Annotated in this window: 19 protein-coding genes; all 19 read right to left on the reverse strand. The window is 54.5% G+C overall.

Features of this window, described 5'->3' with window-relative positions; translation table 11 throughout:
• Positions 1-41: 41 nt before the first annotated feature.
• The 19 genes from NSQ73_RS21300 to NSQ73_RS21390 all read right to left on the reverse strand — a co-directional run bounded on the left by NSQ73_RS21300 (position 42) and on the right by NSQ73_RS21390 (position 23,172).
• A complete protein-coding gene (locus NSQ73_RS21300; RefSeq protein ID WP_340988075.1) occupies positions 42-1,112 on the reverse strand; it encodes a dihydrodipicolinate synthase family protein in 1,071 nt (356 codons plus the stop codon).
• The gene (locus NSQ73_RS21305) at positions 1,112-2,128 is read right to left on the reverse strand and encodes an NAD-dependent epimerase/dehydratase family protein (protein WP_340989350.1); all 1,017 of its coding nucleotides are present in this window, start codon (positions 2,126-2,128) and stop codon (positions 1,112-1,114) included. The genes NSQ73_RS21300 and NSQ73_RS21305 overlap by 1 nt, the downstream gene beginning before the upstream one ends.
• A 57-nt stretch (positions 2,129-2,185) precedes the next feature.
• The gene (locus NSQ73_RS21310) at positions 2,186-4,048 is read right to left on the reverse strand and encodes an IlvD/Edd family dehydratase (RefSeq protein WP_340988076.1); all 1,863 of its coding nucleotides are present in this window, start codon (positions 4,046-4,048) and stop codon (positions 2,186-2,188) included.
• A complete protein-coding gene (locus NSQ73_RS21315; RefSeq protein WP_171718597.1) occupies positions 3,999-4,838 on the reverse strand; it encodes an amidohydrolase family protein in 840 nt (279 codons plus the stop codon). Before NSQ73_RS21315 ends, NSQ73_RS21310 begins: the two co-directional genes overlap by 50 nt.
• A gap of 18 nt (positions 4,839-4,856) precedes the next feature.
• Complete coding sequence (locus tag NSQ73_RS21320; RefSeq protein WP_340988077.1) at positions 4,857-5,618, reverse strand: SDR family NAD(P)-dependent oxidoreductase; 762 nt, start codon at positions 5,616-5,618, stop codon at positions 4,857-4,859.
• A 25-nt stretch (positions 5,619-5,643) separates the two neighbouring features.
• On the reverse strand, positions 5,644-6,300 hold the full coding sequence (locus NSQ73_RS21325) for an RraA family protein (protein WP_340988078.1): 657 nt from the start codon (positions 6,298-6,300) through the stop codon (positions 5,644-5,646).
• Positions 6,301-6,348: 48 nt separating this feature from the next.
• Positions 6,349-7,353, reverse strand: coding sequence for a Gfo/Idh/MocA family protein (locus NSQ73_RS21330; RefSeq protein WP_340988079.1), 1,005 nt, complete (start codon positions 7,351-7,353; stop codon positions 6,349-6,351).
• Entirely contained in the window at positions 7,350-8,351 is a 1,002-nt protein-coding gene (locus NSQ73_RS21335; RefSeq protein ID WP_340988080.1) for a Gfo/Idh/MocA family protein, read from the reverse strand. Before NSQ73_RS21335 ends, NSQ73_RS21330 begins: the two co-directional genes overlap by 4 nt.
• A 79-nt stretch (positions 8,352-8,430) precedes the next feature.
• A complete protein-coding gene (locus NSQ73_RS21340) occupies positions 8,431-9,336 on the reverse strand; it encodes a Gfo/Idh/MocA family protein (protein ID WP_340988082.1) in 906 nt (301 codons plus the stop codon).
• Positions 9,337-9,980: 644 nt separating this feature from the next.
• Complete coding sequence (locus tag NSQ73_RS21345) at positions 9,981-11,045, reverse strand: glycosyltransferase family 4 protein (RefSeq protein WP_340988083.1); 1,065 nt, start codon at positions 11,043-11,045, stop codon at positions 9,981-9,983.
• Positions 11,042-12,934: a WD40 repeat domain-containing protein gene (locus NSQ73_RS21350; protein ID WP_340988085.1), complete on the reverse strand. Its 1,893-nt coding sequence runs from the start codon at positions 12,932-12,934 to the stop codon at positions 11,042-11,044. Before NSQ73_RS21350 ends, NSQ73_RS21345 begins: the two co-directional genes overlap by 4 nt.
• Before the next feature lie 2 nt (positions 12,935-12,936).
• Positions 12,937-13,992, reverse strand: a complete 1,056-nt coding sequence (locus NSQ73_RS21355; RefSeq protein WP_340988086.1) for a zinc-dependent alcohol dehydrogenase — start codon at positions 13,990-13,992, stop codon at positions 12,937-12,939.
• A 110-nt stretch (positions 13,993-14,102) separates the two neighbouring features.
• The gene (locus tag NSQ73_RS21360) at positions 14,103-14,981 is read right to left on the reverse strand and encodes a carbohydrate ABC transporter permease (RefSeq protein ID WP_042135479.1); all 879 of its coding nucleotides are present in this window, start codon (positions 14,979-14,981) and stop codon (positions 14,103-14,105) included.
• An 83-nt stretch (positions 14,982-15,064) separates the two neighbouring features.
• Positions 15,065-16,030, reverse strand: coding sequence for an ABC transporter permease (locus tag NSQ73_RS21365; RefSeq protein WP_445669571.1), 966 nt, complete (start codon positions 16,028-16,030; stop codon positions 15,065-15,067).
• A gap of 103 nt (positions 16,031-16,133) precedes the next feature.
• On the reverse strand, positions 16,134-17,798 hold the full coding sequence (locus NSQ73_RS21370; RefSeq protein WP_340988087.1) for an extracellular solute-binding protein: 1,665 nt from the start codon (positions 17,796-17,798) through the stop codon (positions 16,134-16,136).
• A 530-nt stretch (positions 17,799-18,328) separates the two neighbouring features.
• Positions 18,329-19,756: an extracellular solute-binding protein gene (locus NSQ73_RS21375; RefSeq protein ID WP_340988089.1), complete on the reverse strand. Its 1,428-nt coding sequence runs from the start codon at positions 19,754-19,756 to the stop codon at positions 18,329-18,331.
• A gap of 53 nt (positions 19,757-19,809) precedes the next feature.
• On the reverse strand, positions 19,810-20,934 hold the full coding sequence (locus NSQ73_RS21380) for a glycosyltransferase family 2 protein (RefSeq protein WP_340988090.1): 1,125 nt from the start codon (positions 20,932-20,934) through the stop codon (positions 19,810-19,812).
• Between the two features lie 15 nt (positions 20,935-20,949).
• Positions 20,950-22,620, reverse strand: a complete 1,671-nt coding sequence (locus NSQ73_RS21385) for a YVTN family beta-propeller repeat protein (protein WP_340988091.1) — start codon at positions 22,618-22,620, stop codon at positions 20,950-20,952.
• Positions 22,621-22,806: 186 nt separating this feature from the next.
• Complete coding sequence (locus tag NSQ73_RS21390) at positions 22,807-23,172, reverse strand: DUF4180 domain-containing protein (protein ID WP_340988092.1); 366 nt, start codon at positions 23,170-23,172, stop codon at positions 22,807-22,809.
• Positions 23,173-23,192: the final 20 nt, after the last annotated feature.

Here is a 23,192-nt window from a genome sequence, read left to right on the forward strand (position 1 = left end):
CGGGCTTTCGGGTTCCACTGGGGAATGTGCAGACGCCTCTTTTACCGGAGCCATTCCTCCAAATGCGCTGCCACGAATTCATCATCCGTGAGATGGGGATAATCCCTGGTGACTCTGCTGATCTCCTCCAGCTGCCCGGGTGAGAGCTGCTCCTCCGGATTCAGGCACCATAAGCCTTCAAGCAGTCCCTGGCGGCGCAGCGCCTCATGAATGCCCGGAATACAGCCGTGAAATTGATGGGCCGGATCAAACAAGGCCGCGTTGCTGTCGGTCACCTCAATGCCAAGGGTCAGCCAGCTGGATGACAGGGTAGCCTCATTGCGGATTTTTCGGATCGTATCCAGAAGCTGAACCGCTTTGCTTGTCCAGACCGCCCAGTGACCGAGAAGCCCGCCGACAATTTTCTTCTCCATGGGTTCCCCGTTAACCTTGAAGCGGTAGGTGGTGAGCAGATCCGTAACAATATTATCGTCATTGCCGGTATAGAGAGCGATTTCGCTGCTGCGGCTGGACTCCATCACCGCCCGGACCACATCGAGGCTCTGATAACGGTTGAACGGTGCCATTTTGATCGCGATAACGCCTTCAATCTCTGCAAAGCTCCGCCAAAAGTCAACGCTTAAGATCCGGCCGCCCACAGAAGGCTGCAGATAGAAGCCGAAGACGGGAATCACATCCGCCACTCTCCTGGTGCGTTCCAGCAGCTGCGCCTCGCTCCAGTCCTGCAGTCCGCCCATGCTGAGAAGTCCTGCTTCATAGCCGAGACCTGCCGCGAGCTGCGCTTCCCGGACAGCCTGCTCCGTGTCTCCGCATATGCCTGCCACCTTCATGAAAGGACGGGTAAGGCCGGCACGCTCCACTTCTTCCGCAGCCAGCCTGAGCACCGGCTCCAGCAGCCCGATCTTGGGGTCCCTGATTTCGAACTGCGTGGAATGCACGGCCACAGCAACTCCGCCTGCCCCGGAGGCGATATAATAACGGGTCAATGCCCGCTGGCGGCGCTCATCCAGCTTGCGTTCTGCCGTCAGGGCCAGAGGATGCGCCGGAATCGCCAGACCTTCATGCAGCGCTTCATAGAGCTCCGGAGTTAACGGTTGTCTGCTCGCTCCCATTAATAGTTGCCCTCCCGTTCCTGAAAATGTGTCGGCTTGTTCCAGGTCTCGCTTCCCGAAGCCACCCAGTCCGCGACCCAATCGATCATCTGTGCCAGCGATACCCGGGGATATCCGAAGGAAGCCGCGGCCTTCGCAGCATTGCTCAGCAGGGCTTCCGGGGCTTCTGCACCCGTGAAGACAGGCTCAGTCCCCAGCCTGCGGCCGATTTCCGTGGCCGCCCAGCGCAGCGACACCGTCTCCGGTCCTGTGATGTTCATTACATTCGGCGGCGAACTGCAGCGGAGCAAGGCGCGCAGGGCAAGCTCATTGGCATCCCCCTGCCAGATGACATTGGCGTGCCCCATCGTCAGATCGATGGGCCGCTGCTCCTTAACGGATCGGGCAAGCTCAAGCAGAACGCCATAGCGCAAGTCTATGGCATAATTGAGCCGGTAGATGAACATTGGCGTATTGTTCTTATGCGAGAAATGCTCGAAGATCCGCTCCCGTCCCAGACAGGACTGTCCATACTCGCCGTTCGCATTCGGTGAGGTGCGTTCTGTTGCTCCGCCTTGGCCCACCGGCGTGAACGGGTAGACATTGCCTGTCGAGAAGACGACAATCCGCGAATCGCGGAAGCGCTCCGCCACACGCCCCGGCAGATAGGCGTTCATCATCCAGGTGAAATGCTCATTGCCTGTTGTGCCGAATTTATTGCCGGCCATGTACAGGATATTCTTCGTGTCAGGCAGTGCCCGCAGCGCGCTGTCGTCAGACAAATCCGCCGCGATCACCTCCACACCGGCTTCAATTAATTCTTGCTTCAATGCCTCATTCGAGAAGCGGGAGACGCCTATCACCTTCTTGTCCAGCCCGGCCTCCCGGATGGCATTCACGGCCAGCCGGGCCAGGCTCGGGCCCATTTTGCCGCCTACTCCGAGCAGCATGATATCCCCGTCGAGCCGGGCGAGCTCCTCCAGCAGTGCGGCAGACGGACGGGCCAGCCGGTCTTCCAGCTCCTGAACAGACCGGATCACAGCTTGCGTTGGCATTTGCATAAGAATTCTCCTTTAGGTGGATAAAATTTATGGTTAGTCCTGCTTAGCTCCGTCCAGCAGCTCCCGGCGAAGCTCTGCCGGCAGCAGGAAATCGAAATCACAGCCCAAATTCGCCTGCAGCACGCGCTCATGGAACAGCAGGCCGTAGCCTCTGTCATAATGGGGCTCCGGTGCCTTCCAGGAAGCCCGCCGCCGGGCCAGCTCCTCATCCGGCACCTTCAGCATCAGCCTTCTCGCGGCAATATCCAGCTCGATTTCATCGCCGTCCTGTACCAGCGCCAGCGTTCCTCCTACAGCCGCTTCCGGCGCCGCATGCACGATCAGCGCGCCGTAGGAAGTGCCGCTGATCCGTGCATCAGAGATGCGGACCATGTCTCTTATGCCGCGCACCAGCAGCTTCTGCGGAATCGGGATCTGCCCGATCTCCGGCATCGCGGGCGCACCTTTGGGGCCCGCGTTCTTGAGCACCAGTACACTGTGCTCATCTACCGCAAGCTCCGGGTCGTCGATCCGCAGCTGGAGATCCGCCGGACTCTCGAACACCACGGCGCGCCCGGTGTGCCGCTTCAGATGCGCTGATACCGCAGTCTGCTTAATCAGCGCGCCATCCGGGGCCAGATTGCCGCGCAGCACGGCAATTCCGCCCTCTCTGTCCAGCGGCTCCGCCACGCTGCGGATCACCTCCCGGTCCAGCGTGACCGCCTGGACCAGATTCTCCGTAACCGTCCGCCCGGTTACGGTCAGGCAGCCGCCATGCAGCAGCGGCTCCAGCTCCTTCATCAGCGCAGGCACGCCGCCTGCTTCGAAATACTCCTCCATCTGATATTTGCCCGAAGGCCGCAGATTCAGAATGAACGGCGTCCGGCGGCTGATGTCATCGAATGTCTCCAGCGGCAGCTTCCGGCCCAGCCGCTGGGAAATCGCCACCAGATGGATGATGGCATTCGTGGAGCCGCCGCTGGCCATCGTGACCGTGATGGCATTCTCCATTGCCTCTGCCGTCATGATGTCGCGCGGGCGGATATCCCGCCGCACCAGCTCCACAATCTGCTTGCCGGTCCGCTCGGAGAGATGCCTGCGGCGGCTGTCCGGCGCGGGGATCGCCGCGCACCCCGGCAGCGCCATGCCAATGGCTTCGGCAATCGAGGCCATGGTGCTGGCTGTGCCCATCACCATGCAGTGCCCGTCGCTGCGGCAGATGGCGTCCTCCGCCACCGCCAGCTCCTCGTCTGTAATATTTCCCGCTTTATGCTCCAGCGTGAAGCCGTAGCAGTCGGTGCAGGCACCCAGGCTGCGTCCGCCCAGGCGGCCGTTCAGCATCGGCCCGCCCGTGAGCACAATGGCCGGAATGTTCACACTGGCCGCGGCCATCAGCTGGGCAGGCACTGTTTTATCACAGCCGCCGAGCAGCACCACCCCGTCTATGGGGTGGCCCTTCATCATTTCCTCCGTGTCCATCGCCATCAGGTTGCGCAGCAGCATCGTCGTCGGCTTGACATAAGGCTCGCCGATCGATATCGTCGGGAATTCCATCGGCACCCCGCCAGCCTGCCAGACCCCGCGCTTCACATAATCCACCAGCTCATTAAAGTGCGAATGACACTTGTTCAGCTCACTGAAGGTATTGCAGATGCCGATGACCGGCTTCCGCAGATCCTCTTCTGTATATCCCATCGACTTTGTAAACGAACGGTGAATGAAGCCCCACAGATCTTTTTCCTGGAAATAGGCTTCACTCTTCAGTCTGCGTCCGGCAGCACCGCTCCCGTCACTGTCCGCCCGGCTGGTTTCCGTATGCTCCTCCATGCTCCATCTCCCTTTGGCTTCCAGCCTGCTGTTGTACAAATTAGACCAGCCCGAGGATTTCCGGTGTCGGCCGGTGAATAATGTCTTCAATGAAATCCTCCGCTACACGCGGCAGCCTGGTTCCCTCCACCAGATCATTGATCCGGTACAAGGCATCCAGCATCTGCTGCGTACCGAAGAACGGATAATCCGAGCCGAACAGCAGCTTGTCCTGCACCCCGTATTCCGCAGCGGAGACCAGTGCATTATAGAATTGCCACGGACGGCTGCCGAGTGCAGACACGTCCATGTACAGGTTAGGATGCTTGCGCACCAGCGAGATGCATTCATCCACCCAGGGGTGACCCATATGGGCTACGATCATTTTCAGCTTCGGAAAAGCCCTGGCAATTGGATCAAGCATCGCCGGGCGGGAAGCATCCAGATATCCCTCCGGGACAAAGGAGGTTCCCTGATGCCATAGAACCGGAACGTTCAGTTGCTCCGCCTTAGCATAGAGCGCCATATGCTTCGGATCCTCCGGATAAAAGTTCTGATAGATCGGGGCCAGCTTCAGCCCCTTCAGCCCCAGCTCACGGACAGCCGTTTCGAACTTGCCTACACAGTCCAGATCATTCGGATCTACGCTGGCAAAACCAAACAGCCTTCCCGGGTCCGTCCGGCAGTATTCCGCCACATATTCATTCGGCACCACCAGCCCGGTGGCAGACGCCGCCATCGCCAGTACTATGGCTCCCGAGAATCCTTCCAGGTTGCCCCGGTGCTGCTCCGGTGTAGCCTCAATATTCATATCCGGGCCCCAGGCGCGCTTGATCGCGGCATCCGTAGGTCCGGCCACCATTCCCGGTCCAAACAAATGAGTATGTGAATCAAAAATCATCTCTGCACCTCCTTCAAGCTATAATTCACTTCCGTTAGCCAGATGTCCGCCATCTACACGGACCGTTTCTCCCGTCACATACGAAGCTTCGTCTGAGGCCAGGAAGAGAAACACGCTGGCAACCTCCTCTGGAGCCGCTGCCCGTTTCATCGGAGTATGCTCCGAATGGGACGGCAGTCCGCTTTCCTCGCGCAGCCTGCGGTCCAGCGGGGTATCCACGAAGCCCGGCGCCACTGCATTGACCCGGATACCATACGGAGCCAGCTCTACCGCCATAGACTCTGTCAGCAGGATAACGGCAGCCTTGGAAGCATTGTAATGCGCAAGCTCCGCGCTGGCCGATATTCCGTTTTTGGAGCTCATATTAATAATTGCACCGCCGCCGCCCTGGCCAATCATCTGCCTCGCAGCCAGCTGGCCAAGCCTGTACACCGCACGGACATTGATCTCGAAGACTGCATTCCAGTGCTCCAAGGAAATATCGAGAAAGGATTCCCTATAAGCAATTCCTGCATTATTCACAACGATGTCAATTCCGCCAAAATGTGCGAAAGCCCTGGCTGCAGACGCCTCAAGCTGTGCCGGGTCGCGCAGATCGCAGACCTCCGTGGTCCAGCTTCCCCTGTAGTCTGCCAGTTCATCAGCGGCAGTAAGCAGCTCTGCTTCGCTGCGGTCCAGCAGGACCACGCGGGCCCCCTCCTCCAGGAAACGGCGGGCAATCGCCAGCCCGATGCCCCGCCCGGCGCCGGTTACCAGCACTCTTTTTCCAGCCAGCCTCATGATGTAGACACCCCGCCTTCGTGGTTTAGAGTACTCCGTATTTATCATAGACCTGCCGCAGTGTGGAGCCAGCCAGCAGCTCATCGCGTGTATGATTCTCGCGTGTCGCCTTATCCGTCGCCAGTGCGAACACTTCATCAATGATGGCGCCCGGTATCACTACGACACCGTCACGGTCGCCAAAGATAATGTCGCCGGGCTGCACCAGCACACCTCCGCACAGCACGGGAATATCGTAGTCGATAACGATCCCGCGTCCCTGCGAATCTACCGGCTTGGTGCCGGTAGCGAAGACGGGGAAGCCCAGCTCCAGAATTTTGGCTGTATCCCGGATTAAGCCATCCACGATCGCTCCCCGCCCGCCGCGCATCTTGGAGGCCGTTGACAGCAGCTCCCCCCACAGGCCATTCTGCCTGGATTCATTCGTGCAGCCGATCACAATTTCTCCCGGCTTGACGCTGTCTACCGCTTCAATTTCCTTAGTGTAGGGATCTTCGGGCAGATGGTGGATATCCACCGACAGAATGGTTTTGGCACGTCCGGCCACCACCCAGGAGGGATCGACCGGATTGATATTCTCGCGCATCACCTGATTGCGGTAGCCCAGCTGATCCAGCGTATCGGAGATAACCGCCGAATAGAGCGTTTCACACATCGTATCGAATAGCTTCTGATCGTCCATTGTTCATCCCGCCTCTTTAATGTGGTTACATACCTTCAAATCCTGGCATTACCTGTGCAGCTTAACCGGTTGTCCTTCCTGTACGGAACGGTAGGCATTCAATGCGACCTCCGCCGATCTGAGACCATCCAGTCCGGTCACCGGTACCGGCGTGCCTTCCAGCAGTGCCTGCACGAATGCCTGCAGCATCAGTCCGTTCATATCGTCTCCCCAGAAGGACCAGCTGCCTTTGCCGGATGCTCTGCCATACACATTGTTCTTCTGATTGAAGGCATCGATGGAGATGACTCCCTCTGTCCCGATGATCTGCAGGGTCACATCCCCCCAGGTGGGGAATCCGGGATTACGCGACCAGCTCGGGTCCAGAACGCCGAACACGCCATTTGCAAAAGTGACATGCACCATGCCGGAATCATCAATCGTCCGCTTGTGCTCAGGATCGAATAAGGTTCCCGCATAGGCATAGACCCGCTCGACCGGAGAGCCGGTGAACCAGTTCATCAGATCCATCACGTGAACTGTATGATCCAGCACAGCGCCACCGCCCGAAAGCGAAGGCTCGGCGAACCACGCCGGACCCGGGAATGAGCCTCTGTTGGTTCCTTTAAAAGCTATAATCTCTCCGATCTCTCCCCTGTCGAGCGCCTCCTTGGCCCGGACCACCGGGGTCAGAAAGCGGCAGGGAAAAGCGGTCATCAGCTGGACCCCCTTGGCTTCACAGCCTGCAATCATCCGCTCCATCTCCCCGGCAGAGAGGCCAAGCGGCTTCTCGCAGAGAACATGCTTGCCTGCTTCAGCAGCGGCAAGGGTATGCTCCGCATGATGAACATTCTCCGAGCATATGATCACCGCATCTATCGACGCATCGGCCAGCAGTTCGCGGTAATCGCTGTAGTAAGGGATGGCATGGCGCATGGCCAATTCCTCTGTCCGCTCCGGCACGGGATCAGCGATTCCGCCTACCGTCACCTCCGGCATCTGCTGAAGACAGGCCAGATAATCATAGGCATGGGCATGGGCGAAGCTGAGCATTCCCACATTGAGACGTCTCATCTAATCCCTCCTTTGGCATCGAGCTTAACGGGAAGTCCGGTTGCCCCTGAGCTCACGGCAGCTTCCGCCCAGCGTACAGCCTGAACGGCATCTTCTGCCGTGACCTTAGGCTCCGCACCACTGGCAATGCACCGCAGGAAATGCTCCAGCTCTTCATAGTAGGGGTCTTTCAGCAGCACGCTTGCCGGGGTCTCCACGAACCCCGGAGCAGACCCCGAGGCAGCTACCCGCCGGACATGCACACTCTCCCCGTCCGGGGTTCCGCCCGAGATAATGACGTCCGCACCGGCATATTCAAACGCAGTATGAAATGCGCCCGGATACCCCCAGAAGGCCTCCAGTTGGGCAAGGGTTCCGTTCCCGAAGCGGAAGGTCGCGGAAGCATAATTCATCGTCTCCGTCCGATGCTCGAAGGCATATACCTCCTCCGCTTCACCAAAGGTCCCGCGGATATAGTCGATATCGTGAATCATCAGATCCACAATCACGCCGCCGCTCAGTGCCGGGTCGCGGAACCATTCCTGAACCTGGCCGGGATGCGAGCCTGCTCTCTTGGCATGGTAGATGCCTCCCCTGCCTCCGCCATGCTGCCTGATCCCTTCCGCAAGCTGGCTGTAGGCGGGGAAGAAGCGGACCACATGTCCGACAAATAACCGGACACCTTTACCGTTACAGTAACGGACCGCCTCCTCGGCTTCCGCGGAAGTCAGCGCCAGCGGCTTCTCGCAGATCACATGTGCACCGTAGTCCGCTGCCAGCCGTACCATCGGCACATGCAGATAGGTGGGTACAGCTATACTGACCACCTCCGGTTTCTCCCGTTCGAGCATTTCCTGTGCCGACAGGTAATACTTCACACCTGCCAGCAATCCAAGCCTCTCGGCTGCTTCCCCGTTGATATCGCATACCGCGATAAGCTGAGCCTCAGGCATGGACATATATCTGTCCGCATGAATGTTTCCCATCCCGCCGCAGCCGATCACTGCTGTCTTGAGCATTCCGTTTCTCCCCTTTCCGAATGTAACTCCTTATTACAAAAGAACAGCCTGTCCGTATCATCGGGTACGATTAAGCTCCTTACAGAAGCACGGTCTGCCCCATTACCCTGCTCTCATTAGCCGCTTCCAGAAAGCGGATCAGCTCCAGCGTCACAGCCGGGCTTACGGGCGGAGGCGCTCCCCCCGCCATCAACAGAAACTGCCTTAGCAGATTCTGATGGCCTGCTTCATAGTGCCCGCCCAGCGCATTTACTGCTGTGCTGCCCCGTTCCCTGTGCAGCACAGCAGTGAAATCGGTGCCTCCGGTTACGTTGCCGCGCATGGTGCCGATCCGTCCGTCCCTCCACTGCCCGACTGCCCATTCCTGGGTTTCATTACTCTGGGCTCTCACCGATATGCAGCCTCCGCCAAGTGCCGCGTACAGCATCTCTGCGGTATGAATGCCGTACCAGAATAATCCCGGCTGGGTCGGCTGCAGCTCGAGCGGACCGCAGCAGTCTGCTCCTACAATGGAGCCTGCACTCTCATCCTTCAGCGCCTCATTCAGCGGCCCGCCGAACCGGACCATCGAGCTGGAGAAAACGGGTGTCTCGTAGCTTGCTGCAAGCTCCATGATGTCCCGGGCATCGGCGCTGGTGACCGCAAGCGGTTTGTCGATGAACACCGGCTTGCCGTAGGGTGCGAGCACCGCGAACTGTTCACGGTGTACTCTTCCGTCTACAGAAGTCAGCAGGACCGCATCTGCTCTCTCGGCTACTTCAGCAATGGAAGACACCAGCTCGACACCGTAGTGCTCCTGCAGCTCCCTGCTGATCGCTTCCACCCGTGAGGCGCTTAACGGGAAATCCGCCGAGCCCCCGGCATACCCACAAGTCAGCCTCCCGCCGGGTACATGCAGCGGATGGGACGCATGGTTCAGCAGCGAAGCATAGATTCTGCTGTGTGAGGTATCCATGCCCACCATGCCAATGTTCAGCTCTTTCAACTCTGCACCTCCACCCCGCGTAGACTTGGGTTAACTAGTACTTGCAGCAACTGATGTGTTCTGTTCCAAATGGATGTTCAGGGATAGTTGAATATAGTTGTATAATGTACAATTAAAAACACCGAAAAGAGAGGCTGGCCTCTTATAACTGCATTCTGTACAACTAAATTTGTTCGAATGGGCCAGAACCAAGGAACAAAGGCAGTTTAATTGTACGAAATACAACTAAACGGATTATTGGTTGAAAATCAGGCGTTTTAGTTGTACAAAGTGCAATTAAGCATACCGCATACCGCCTACCGCCCTACCGTTTACCGTTTACCGTTTACCGCTACCGTTTACCGCAAACGCCTAGGAATGTACCGTAATCGGGTCATGGGTTGCCGTAACTCCAAAGAATATTTGGCCCTCCGGCCGCTGCCCGTCCCCAGGTTTCTTGATCTAATCCGCTGTTCGCAGTGGAAATTCTCAGACAGCTTATGCTTCCGATGCTAGCTTTCCTATGGATAGCTTTCAGGCGGATGCTACCTTCATACAGTTCCAGTTCAAATTTCCCCTCCGCTGCTTTTTCCAGTCCGTATATTTTTAAGTTCAATCTATATGGCAGTTAATGAACGCCCCCTTGTGCCTGCGGACAATGTAGATTAACTGTGGTATGCACGTTCCCTTACGAAATGTTCCAGCAGCGCCAGGTATGCTTTTCCAACCTCTTCAATGCTGTACACCGTTCTTGCCTTCTGCTCGCCCAAGGTCATCAAGCGTTCCCGCAGGGCGTTCTGTTCGAGCAGAAGGGCCACACGCCGGACACATTCCTCTTCATTTCCGGTAGCATACAGCGATACACTCAGCTCATCATCCAGCAGCTCAGGCAACGCTCCGACCTCCGGCACGACAACCGGACACCGGCAGGCCATCGCCTCCAGGACGGTCATCCCGAAGGATTCATTGCTGGTAGTACTGATATACACCCCGCCACTCCCGGCAACCGCAGAATAATAATGGTGCATCTCTTCATAATCCACTTTGGGCAGCCACTCAAAATTCCGGATTCCCAGCTCCTGCACTCTCGCCCGGAGTTTGCCGGTAATTTCTTCGGGAGCGGTGTAACCGCCGACAAGCAGGAACTGCAGGTCCGGGAATTGCGCATTCAGCCTGCCTGCTATGTTCATGAAGGACTCCCAGTTTTTATGCCGGTCCAGCTTGCCTACCCACAGAATGGTAGGCGGCCGCTCGCCGGAGAGGGGTTCGTATTTGAATAATTCCGTATCCAGGCAGTTATTGATATGACAAGCATCTGTAATCCCGATTCCCTCCAGCATTTCCTTCATATACGCAGAGGGTGTGATGACATAGTGAAAGGGCAGACTGTCCCTGGATTCAGCCAGTATCCGCAAGGGCTCCTCATAGGTGGTGTGCACCTCGTGAATGATCAGCTTCCGTTCTTCCGCCGGGCCCAGCGCTTCATACAGCTCATAGGTATCAATGGTGATGATTACGTCAAAGTCATGCACCTTAATGTAGCTCCTGATTTCATCAGTTGTTCCGAGGATACGGACATGCGCATAGCCTTCAAAAGCGCCGGCCCCGCCGTAGTCCTCAAGAAAAGCAAAATGCACCTCCGCACGGCCCCGCAGAAACTTAAGCCTGTTCGCCAGCTGCGTGGTGACTCCGCCCAGCAGGCAAAATTTATAGAAATATAGGATTTTCATGATTTCTCCTGACTTGCCGCCAAGGCCTGCATGCGGTACAGCGCGGTTGCTCTGGCAAAAAACAGTCCGCCTTCGCCGTCCACCGCAAGCAGCCGGGCATCATCGTCCAGCACCTCAAGCCTGTCCTGGCGCACATCATATTGGAACAGTGTATTCATTGCGGTCCCGTACAAAATGCCTTCCCTGTACAGCAGCTCGTTGCCTCCCCGCCAGAAGTGGGTCATTCCTTCCCAATCCGCCGGACATACCCGAATCGTCCTTTCAGTCTCCAGCGTTAGCGGATTAAACAGGAAAAGCAACCCTGCAGTGAGTCCCCATACCTTGCCCTCATCATCCAGCGCCAGCGCCGGGATGGCCTTTTCACCCGGTACCGGAACGCCCTCCCACACCTTGCGGCGGCTGTTCACATCCCAGATCATCAGGGACGCTTCCATCCGCTCCGGGGCGATTCCGAGTCCTCCCCAGACAGAGCCTCCGGCGAACAAAAGGTCTTCACTTGCAGTCAGTGACACGATGCTCTGCTGCGGCAGCAGCCCCCTGAATACTTCACGCGCCCCGGTTTCTGGATGCAACAGGGTAAGTGCACCTCCATGCCGGCCGTAGGACGGAACAGTTCCGATAGCCAGTTCTTCTCCCGCCCGGGTCCAGGCAAAAGCACGGTCCTGTTCTTCGCCTTGCAGGGAGAAAGCCAGCCTGGGATTAAGGCCGGGATTCCATTCCCGTGACGGGTCATAGGCGAAGATATTCGCTTTGGGGTACACTCCCAGATACATAATGCCGCCGGCTTCCATCATGCCCTCGATCTGCCCGATCCCCCGGCGGGAAACGATTTCCGAGGTGGCCGGATCGTAACCGGCCAGTCCGCCGGCGAAATAACCGCCGATATACAGCTTCCCTTCCGGCCCCCAGGCCAGGGACTGCAGGTGAACCGGCTGCCCCTGCAGTATGAAATCCATGACCGTGTGCCGGTCGTTCTCCGGATCATAGATCCAGCAGGTCCCGTCCCTGTGCACACCTGCCAGGCAGCTTCCCTGCGGATTCAGCGGATGGCCCTCCAGCCAGCCGTAGTCTCCTGCCGGTTCCGGCATGGCAAATGAAGTAGGGGTAAGCACGCCCGTTGCCAATGCATAACGCTGCAGAACATCATCCTTGATGAAATAGATGTTCCCGTAACGGTCAGGCGGCGACACACTAAGTCCACTTACATGATCGATAGAATTCTCCCACCCGCGCAGCTTCAGATCATAGATATATAATCTAGAACTCGGTGTTATCCGAATTATCAGCTTCCCGTGTACAATATTCAGATCATACACCAGCTGCTCTGTGCGGCTCTCTTCCGGCAGACTGATCTCAGTCCGTTCACCTGTCTCTGTGTCCAGTTCCACAATATGCGGACACCGGGTTCCGGCCCCCACGTACAGCTTGCCCTTCCAGGCTTGCATGCACCGGGCGTATTGCTCCCCGTCTACCATGACACCGTAATCTCTGAACTGTCCCGTGGACGGGTTATATTGAAAGACTTTGCCGCCGGGATAGCAGCCTCCATAGATGTTGCCCGCGTTGTCGGCGGCAAGCCGCCAAGTGTAGAACTCGCCTGGAATCATCTCCCCCAGGTTCTCGATGCCCTGTTCATGCGTAAATCTGTAGAGAATCCCGCTGCCGCCGATGTAGATTCCGCTGGCCGCCGCAACCACTCCCCAGCAATGATCCGAGCCTTCCAGCGCGAATTGCTGCACCGGCTCGGTACCAGCAGGATCAAGTACAAACAGCATGCAGGGACTGCCGGAGGATACGGCATAGATCCGGTCTTGCCCCTGCCGCTTGCCATAGGCCGATGCCCATACCGCAAGCCCGTTCAGCGGCTCGCCGATCCGCAGCGCCTCCATGATTATTGCCCCTCCCGGGCTTGGGCTGCAGCAGGCTCGGCCTCCTGAACACCGGTTACAGGATAAGCAAGCACCGCCCCCAGCAGCTCTGCCGGAGATTGAGCATACTGTAAGAACGCATCGGCTGAACGCTCCAGGGGGAACACCTTGCTGATCAGCGGCCCTACCTGAATATCGCCTTCAGCGATCAGCCGGATGTATTCCGCCATGTTGCGTCCTTCGGTCCAGCGAACGTAGCCGTAAGGATAATCAATCCCTTGCTTTTCATAGACAGGATCGTAACGGCCCGGACCGCCTGCTCTGGAGATCAGCACCTGCGCTTCCTTCCCGAACATCAGCTCCCGCGAGAAGTCCGCCTTCACATCTCCGACCAGCAGCACCTTCCCCTGGTTCCTCACCCATTCCAGCGCCTGATCGACAAGCCCGCCGGATTTGCCCCCGGCACAGATCATTACGGCATCCGCTCCCATTCCCGCCGTCAATTGTTCCAGATGCGAGCTGACCTGCTCCGGACTCACTGCAATGTGGCGGATGCCCAGGCTCTCAGCGATGCTGCAGCGCGCTTCAAGCAGATCATAGACGATGACCCGGCAGCCGGCAGCCCTGGCAATTTGCGCAATCAGCTGGCCGAGAATCCCTGCTCCAATCAGCACCAGCGTCTCGCCGAACTGCAGGTCAGCCTGCCTTACGGCATGCACTGCGATGGCTCCAAGACCCACCGTTGATGCTTCCACCGGACTGACATGCTCCGGAACCGGCACCATGAGATGCTGTGGCATCAGCAGCCATTCCGCGTGTTTCGCATAAGGTCCCCCGTAACAGGCCACCCGCTGACCAATTGGCCAATGCTCCATTCCCTGTCCCCGGGACCGGATGATCCCTACTGCACTATATCCGAGAACTATGGGTTTCGGGCGGTGAGCACCATTCATCATCATTTCTGTTCCGGGACTGATGGCCGAATATTCTGTCTCAACGAGCACGAATCCGTCCTCCAGCACCGGAGCGGGAATCTCAGCCACGTTAATTTCACCATTCTGGGATAGTACCGCCTTCATATAGCCTCTCTCCTCCCGACTGCTTCGCGCAGATTACGGTGCGAATGTTGTTTTCTCTATTTCTGCTCTGTTTCTGCCCTGTTTCTGCTCTGTTTCTCTCTCTTGTCCGCTTACTCTTTCAGTGCCCCGATCATGACGCCTTTAACGAAATACTTCTGCAAAAACGGATAGATCATCAAAATAGGCACCGTTGCGATAATAATCGTCGCGAACTTGATAGATTCACTGATGCGGAACACCTCATCCTGCGTAACGCCGGCCAGCATATTCTGCGCGGAGGACTGAATCAGAATTTCCCGCAAAATCAGCTGCAGCGGAAACAGATCACGGTCCTGCAAATAAATCATCGCCGAGAACCAGCTGTTCCAGTGTCCCACCGCATAGAACAGCGTCATTACCGCCAGTACAGGCATCGATAACGGCAGTACAATCCGCAGCAGAATGCGGAAGTCATGTGCACCGTCGATTTTGGCCGATTCCACGAGGCTCTCCGGTATGGACTGGAAGAAGGTCCGCATGACGATCAGGTTAAAAGCACTAACCGCGCCCGGCAGCAGCAACGCCCATCTTGTATCGTACAGTCCGAGCTCACGCACATTCAGATAGGCCGGAATCAGCCCCCCGCTGAAGAACATCGTGAACACGATGAACGCCATAATCAGGCTGCGCCCCTCCAGATTCTTTCTGGACAGCGGATAAGCGCCAAGTGTAGTTAGAACCAGGTTGATAAAAGTGCCCGCGATGACATAAATGAACGTATTCCCGTAAGCGGTCCAGATCCGCTGGTCCTCAAAAACCAGCTTGTACGCATCCACATTAAAGCCCTTCGGCCAGAAGCTGATCTCGCCCGCGGCGATGGCATGCGCATCACTGAACGAGGATACCAGTACATACCACATGGGATACAGGAACAGGAAGGAACAGAAGATTAGGAATAGAACATTGCAGCTGTCAAATATCAGTTCCGGAATGCTGCGTTTGATTACCAATGTCTTCCCTCCTAAGAGTTTAATGGAGCTATACTTCCTGTGTGAACAGCGCAATTAAACTTGCTTCGGAAGCATAGCCCTCCTTACCATAAGCTGCTCTCGGTGGTCTTCCGGCTGATCCGGTTCGCCAGCACCAGCAGCGTAAAGTTGATCACGGAGTTGAACAGTCCCACCGCCGCCGAGAAGCTGTAATCGGCTTCCATGACACCGCGTCTGTAGACAAAGGTGGAGATGACGTCTGCCGTGACGTAGGTTCCCGGATTATACAGCAATATAATTTTGTCCCAGCCCACATTCAGCAGGGTCCCGACATTCAGAATCAACAGGATCAGCACTGTGGGCAGAATTCCCGGCAGTGTAATGTGGGTAAGCTGCTTCCAGCGCCCGGCCCCATCGACCACAGCAGCCTCATAGAGGCTCGGGTTAATACCGGACAAGGCTGCCAGATAGATGATAGAGTTCCAGCCCAGGCTCTGCCACATGCCCGAACCGACATAAATGGTGCGGAACCACTCCGGCAGGATTAGAAATTGAATCGGCTCAGAGATGATTCCAATGCCGAGCAGCAGGCTGTTGATAATGCCTCCGGGTTTCGTGAAGTCAATAATCATGCCGCAGATGACAATTAATGAAATGAAATGCGGCAGATAAGACACCGTCTGCAGGAAGGACTTCAGCTTTTTGATCCGCAGCTCATTAAGCAAAAGTGCAAAGACCAGCGAAGCCGGAAAAATGAACAGCAGCGAATAAAAGCTCATTAGGAAGGTGTTCTTGAGCAAACGGAAGAAATAATAGCTCTCAAAAAACTTCTCGAAATTTTTGAAGCCCACCCAGGGGCTGCCGGCTACACCTGCGAAAGGATTGAAATCCTTGAAGGCGATTATCGCCCCGTACATCGGTTTGTATTCAAAGATGAGGAAATACAGCACAGTAGGCAGCAGCATGAGATAGAGATAACGGTTAGCCATCATACGCTTCAGCGAAAGGGAACTCCGTTTCGTCTGCTGTTTCCTGCTTTTAGCCTTGATTGCATTTACGGGTACTGCCATAGGGGGCTCCTTTCCCGGACAGAGGCGAGGGTACCGGTTATCTTAGTGCCAGGGAGCTGCCGGAATTTCCGCAGCCCGCCCGGCTAAGACAGCCCTGCTCCGCTTATTTTCCTTTAAAACGCTCATATGCAGCCTGGTACTGCTTCAGCACCTCGCCAATCCCCATTTGCTCCAGCTGCTTCATGACTTTGTCATAATCCTCGAAGCTCTGGCGTCCCATAATCTGGGCATTGATCGTTTCAGCCACATAGGTCTGAATGTCAGCCATAAGCGGAACCACAATTTCATTTTCTTCAGCCGTGAATTGTACTGGCGGCAGCTTCGCGTCAAAGTCAATATAATCCTTGTAAATCTCCAGCGGATTCTCCGTTTGCCCGTTCGCTTCACGGATCTGTTCGGCATAACGGGTATCGGCCACTGTAGCCCAGCTTCCGCCGCCGATGGTATGGTTCAGCAGCTCCTGCGTATTGGTCAGCCCGTTCGTAGGATGAGTAACCTCTTCCTTATATACCGGCTCGCCGTTCACCAGATCATAAGACTTGCCTTCCACCCCGAAATTGTTCAGCAGAATACCTTCTTCAGAATACTGGTAGTCCAGCCACTTCATCACTTCTTCGGGATGTGCAGTCTTTGAGGATACGGCAAGTCCATGGGCCGCAGCCTGCCAGCGGAAGGAGACATGGCGCTGATCACCGTTAGGCCCCTTTGGAGGAATGGCTGCTGCAATTTTGAAGGTGTCATGCTTGCCTTCCATCAGCGTTGTGAAGTTCCCCATATAGGACCCCGACCAGCCGAACCAGGCACCGGCCACATCCGTGGTCACCTTCTCGGTCAGCGTTTGGAACGTTGTGTCCACCAGATAGTTCGGGTCCAGCAGCTGTTCTTCATATAGACGGTTCAGATAGGCAACAACATCCTTGAACCGCGGATCATTAGGCCCGAATTTCACTTCACCGTTATCCACGAAGAACCCGTATTCGACACCAAAGGCCGGCGCGAACAGCATCATAATGTTCTCCAGATTGACGGTGACGAGCGGAATTTCATCTTTTTTGCCATTACCATTGGGATCCTGCTCCCTAAAGGCTTTAAGCATGTTATACCAGTCTTCTGTAGTTTGCGGCATCTGGAGTCCCAGCTTCTCCACCCAGTCACTGCGGACCTGTGGGAACATTTGGGTCAAGTCCTGGGAATCGAGTACGAGGTTCGGCAGATAATAGATATGCCCTTCAGGCGAAGTGATTTGTCCCCGGATATCCGGGTGGTCATCGAGGAGCTTTTTGAAGTTCGGTGCATATTGGTCAATCAGATCTTCCAGTGGAAGGAGCGCTCCCTGAGTGCCGTATTTGCCGGAGTCCGTCCCCCACAGATCGTTATAGATAATATCCGGAAGCTTGCCGGAGGACATCAGCAGACTGAATGCTTCTGCGCTGGCTTCTGTACTGTGCTGAAAGTTGATATGAACGTTGGTGTTCTCTTCCATTTGCTGAAAGGAGTACTTCTCATTAAAATCGGTTCCCCGGAAATTCCCCCCGCTTGGGGACCAAAGGGACAGCTCCAGCTTGTCCGCCACAATCGGCACCTGAAGGCCGCCAACGGACCGGCTTCCATCTTCAGGAGCAGCCGTCTCACTCTGAGTACCCGAAGAGGCCGATGGTTCAGCGGCGTTGCCTCCATTATTGTTTGACCCTCCACAGGCGGACACCAGTGTAACGAGCAGTGTCAGGACCGGCAACAGCAGAGCTAGCTTCCTTTTAGCAACATTCATAATTCAGCCCCCTATTAATAAGTAAAAGTAAGATAGTTCCTATGAGATATTTACTAACACACGATAAGGGAATCAACAGTACATCAACATTTCGTTTTTACAGAATAGCTATCAGCGCCTTTCCTCTTGATTTTCTCCTTCAGCCTGTACATTTCTCAATAATTGTGACGTTTTTCTCACTCTTGACTTCTTTGTGATTCATATCCAAGCTATTCAGATCTATACTTTCGCATTACTGATATACATCTGATGTATTTATTATATTTTCACCTTTCATTGAAGTCAATTAAATTTTGACTATTTATCAGCGTTTATGTAATTATACATCACATTAATATTTCATCAATCGAATTTTCCATCTTAATATTGTGAAAAAGCTAACATGAATTGATATGAAATATTTCATTGTTTTCATTTCATGTTTTCTTTTTACACCAGTTCTAGTAGTAAACACAGCAAAAAAGCGTAATAATAGCAGAATCCCGCTATCATCACGCTTAATCTCCGACCCAGAACCGCTGCAGCCGCACTCAGGTGGACGTATCCGCTGACCTATCCGCTTTCGCCCTGTTTTCTTCTGCAATCAGCCGGCCCATTTCCTCATACATAGAGGTTTCATCAATCATTCTGGACCAATACGCATTCAAAAGCTTGCGGAAGCTTTGCAGTACAGCAATAGGAAGCCCCAGATCTCTGAGGTATGAAAATGTTGGAAACAACTCTCTGTACATCAGATATCTCGAAGGACGGTTCAAATGATCATCCACGGTCATTTCAGCAATCCGTTTGCGTGCCGGAATACTGACCGAACGTTCACGGATCATCCGCTGCGCCTCTGCCGAAGCCAGGAAGCTGACGAATTGCCGTGCAGCCTCTTTCTGCCTGGAGTTCCCCACAACAGCCGCACCGATGGTGACGAGCAGTGTTTTTTGCGGGTCCCTAGCTTTGAGCGTTGGAAGCGGGGCCAAGTCATAATCCAGGGGAAGGTCCTTGAACTCGTTCAGATTGTAGTAGGTCGCCAGGATCATCGATACCTGCTCCTGCACAAACAGCGATATTGTCTCATCCTCGTGATTGCCAGCCAGATATTTGGGGAAGATCTGATGATTGTTCACCAGCCTGCTGTATATATCCAGACTGTTGGCGGTCTCGGGACTCAGTGTGGGATGGTGTCCTCCGTCCTCCGTGATCCGGATTCCGCTCTGCAGCAGAAACACCGAATAGCGGTTCTCGGAGGCGGGTACAAAATACACGGCATGGCGCCCCCGTTTCTCCGACAGCTGCCGTGCCGACTCCATCAGATCATCCCAGGTCCAGTAACTGTCCGGTTCAGGCAGGTCAGCCTCACGGAAATGGGCTTTGTTGTAGCAGAGCACCACGGGAGAGAAGGAAATCGGATAAGCAAACAGCTGTCCCTCATGCAAAAAGGCTTCACTTGTAATCGGATACAGCCCCGGATCAGGCTCCAGCGTCTCCAGGAGTTCGGCGGAACCGCCCTCGGCCATCTCCTGAAACTGGGTGCTGTTCAGCGACAACACATCGAGCATCCCGTTGTTCATCAGCTCCAAGGCCGAATTTACATGATCGAAGTCATTCAAGGCGAGCGGCAGAACATGAATCCCGGGATGCAGCCGGTGGAATTCTGCAATGAGATCATCCAGCTTGAAATCCTTAGTCAAGGAAGAGCTGCAGCCGAAGTGGATGCGGATCCGCTCCCTGACCGACTCCATTACCACACTGCCCACACGGTCAATCTTCTGAATCAGGCCTTCCTGCACAAGGACATCCAGGCCTCTGCGTACGGATTTGTTACTGAGCTCAAATTGTTTGGCCAGCAGACTCTCGGCAGGAAGATACGCTCCCGGCTGCAGAATACCGCTAAGAATATCTGTGCGGAGCTTGCTTACCATATAATCCAATCTTTCCCGGAAGGACTGACGTCCTGATTTATTATTCATGTATTATTCTCCCTGCACCACTTAAATTTACATCATCACCTTTTTATTGTGCTTCAACATGGAAAGGTTGTCAAACGCAAATCGGGCTGCTCCTTAACCTTTAGAATCTCATTCTCCAACAGAATAAGATTGTTGAGAATCTTCTGATCATCCGGGAGGTATCCGGAGGCTATCTTGTTATGATGATAGGATAGTTCATACTCATTAAGGTGGTAGTAGCACATCCCCAACTGCATGTGGGGCAGCCATGTTCTGGCCACATCATTTGAGATGGCCCAAGGATTAACAGGCGGCGGCGATTCGATAGCCAGCTTATACCAGTACACCGCCTGTTGAAATTGCTCCTTTTCCAAAAAGAAATAAGCCAGCCGGCAGCAGAATTCCGGACGGGGAATATCGTAGGTGAACGATTTGAATATCCACTCCTGCTCCTTATCCCGGTTGCCCATGTGGTAATAACAATCTGCCAATTTCGAACAGACATGAATTATATCTTCTATTGTACGTTGATTAGAGTCTATGAATTGCTGGTAACAGAGAACTGCCTGTTCATACAAGCGATGCTGATGCAGCTCCATGGCATAATGCAAAGTATCCCGTGCTGTAAATTCCACCCCGGAGGACAATAGCAGTTCATAAATTTTCAGATTCCGCTTAGTGTCTGAACGGCTATGATTCTTCAGATGAGTGATCACAATATCACTGTCCAGACAGCCGCCTTCTTCTATCGACAAATCCTCATGCACCGCCCCGGTCCACTCGTAATTCCGGGAGCGTCTGACCAGCCTTACGCGCCGGACCTTTAATGTGGCATGCCCGTATTCATCAAAGTCGCAGTGATAGGGCATAGACACCCGATCAATGTCAGGAGACAGAGAATGTTTGAGCTCCAACAGCTTCTGCAGTTCCGCAGGCAGCAACACATCATCTGCATCAAGCCACAAGATATAATCCATTGCCGCTTGCGCAAATGAATAGTTCCGGGCATCGGCGAAATGATGCTTCCACTTATAATCCCGGACATGAGGCGTCCATCGCCCGGCTATTTCTTTGGTGCTGTCCGTTGATCCGGTATCCACAATGATGATTTCATCCACCGCCTCCTGTACAGACTGTATACATCGTTCCAGTGTAGCTTGCTCGTTCCTCACTATCATGCACAGACTAATCGTAATCATCGCGCTCACCTCTTGTTAAGGATTGATCCCTACTCCTAAAGGGGTGGTACCTACTGTTATGCTGGAAGTGACAGTATTTCTGTTCCCGTCGATAACGGAGATCGTATTGCTCCCGGCATTCGCCACATATGCACCATTGGTCAGAGGATTTACCGCTACACCGAGCGGACTGATCCCCACTGTAATGGTGGCGGCAACGGTATTGGTACTTCCGTTAATGACGGACACATTGTTACTGCCCTGATTGGCGGAGTAAATCAGATTAGTGTTAGGATTCAATCCGATGCCGCTTGGTACTATACCTGCCGGAACCGTAGCGATAATGGTATTTGACAAACCGCTGATCACCGAAACATTGCTGCTGTTTGAATTTGTCACATAAATCCGGTTGGTACGGGTATTCACCGTTACTCCTACAGGAACAGCCCCAACAGCAACCGTAGCAATAACGGCATTGGATATTCCGCTGATGACAGAGACATTGTTGCTGCCTGTATTTGCTACATAGATCCGGTTGGTGATCGGGTTCACCCATGCACCGAATGGCCCGGCTCCTACGGCCACACTGGCAATCACTTCATTGCTGCCCCCGTCAATCACCGAGACATTATTGCTCCCTGAATTCGTAACATAAATCCGGTTGGCATTGGGATTTACTCTTACCCCATTCGGTGTAGTCCCCACAGTAACAGTAGCTATAACCGTATTGGTGCTTCCATCTATCACCGAGACATTCCCGCTATCCTCATTGGCTACATAAATCCGGTTGGTTACAGAGTTCACCTCTACACCAAACGGCCCTGCACCTACTGCAATCGTAGCTACAACAGTATTCGTATTCCCGTCTATCACAGAAATATTGTCGCCACCGTTGTTGGTCACGTACATCAGATTAACCGAGGCGGGCTCCGCCGATCCTGTAGCTCCGGTTGAACCGGCAGTTCCCGTTGCTCCGGTAGCCCCTGTCACTCCTGTCTCTCCTGTCTCTCCCGTAGATCCAGTCACTCCTGTCTCTCCCGTCACTCCTGTGGCTCCAGTCACTCCCGTGGCTCCTGTCGCACCCGCTACTCCAGTCGCACCAGTCACTCCTGTCGCTCCTGTCACTCCAGTCGCACCTGTCACTCCTGTCTCTCCTGTAACTCCCGTAGCTCCAGTCACTCCCGTGGCTCCTGTCGCTCCCGCTACTCCCGTGGCTCCCGTCACTCCCGCTACTCCAGTCGCACCAGTCACTCCTGTCGCTCCAGTCACTCCCGTATCTCCAGTCGCACCCGCTACCCCCGTGGCTCCCGTCACTCCCGCTACTCCCGTGGCTCCCGTAGCTCCCGTCACTGCTCCTAATAATTCAGCGGAAACCAGCCTGTGCGCCGTCACCAAATTACCCGTAGCATCTTTTCCCCATATAGAGATCTGGATCTCATCGTTAACGGAAGCAGATGTGGTGAAAAGAAATTCAAAGGCATTCAAATCCGCGTAATAAGTTCTGGTTATCACTTGATTCGGGGACAGATTCAGAGTTTCACTCACATATAATGTTCTTGTCCCATCCAAAAAATAGCCTTCGACCACAACCGTCGAACTGGAGACACTGCTTCTGTTATCGACTTTGACTGTCACCTGCTGCGTAGGCCTTACCCCGGTTGAGGCTGAGACATTGTTCTCAATCGGTCCCGTAGATAATAAGCTCATCTTCACCACTCCCCTTTCACTCAGATTGATATAAAACAATTTTTCAATATAGTAGTATTCGAATTTAATAGTGAAGGTATAGACGTAATGCCTTTTCAGCGCATATTGTTCTTTTGCCTCACTGGAAAATACAAAAAAAACCGATCCAGCCGGATCGGAGTTTGAGTTGTTTCTTATAGCGTATCTCTAAACCTCACTTAACCTCTCAACCGCCTGCTGCTCATCCGCCAGGAAAAAAATATCTTTCCCGTTATTGCATTCATAGATGAAATCGCGCAGACTCCGGCTGGTATAGCCGCTGAAATCTCCTACCACTGCTGCCTTTACATGATAATTAATAAACTTCTGCAGAATCTCGCCGGCCAGCCGGGTCTTCAAATCAAAAAAGCTTTCGCTGAGCAGAGCTTTATGAAGGACAATCCGGTCACAATCCACTTCATACCGTACCGTTGCCATTAGATCCAGCGCATCCTGAACATCACTGACTAAGGTCTTGCTGCCGCTCACTACGGCTATCGTTTTTCCGCCGTTTACTACTGGTGTTATATTCATCACCAAATCCTCCTAATATG

Origin of the sequence: Paenibacillus sp. FSL R10-2736, from assembly GCF_038000245.1 — a bacterium.
GTDB lineage: Bacteria > Bacillota > Bacilli > Paenibacillales > Paenibacillaceae > Paenibacillus_AQ > Paenibacillus_AQ phytohabitans.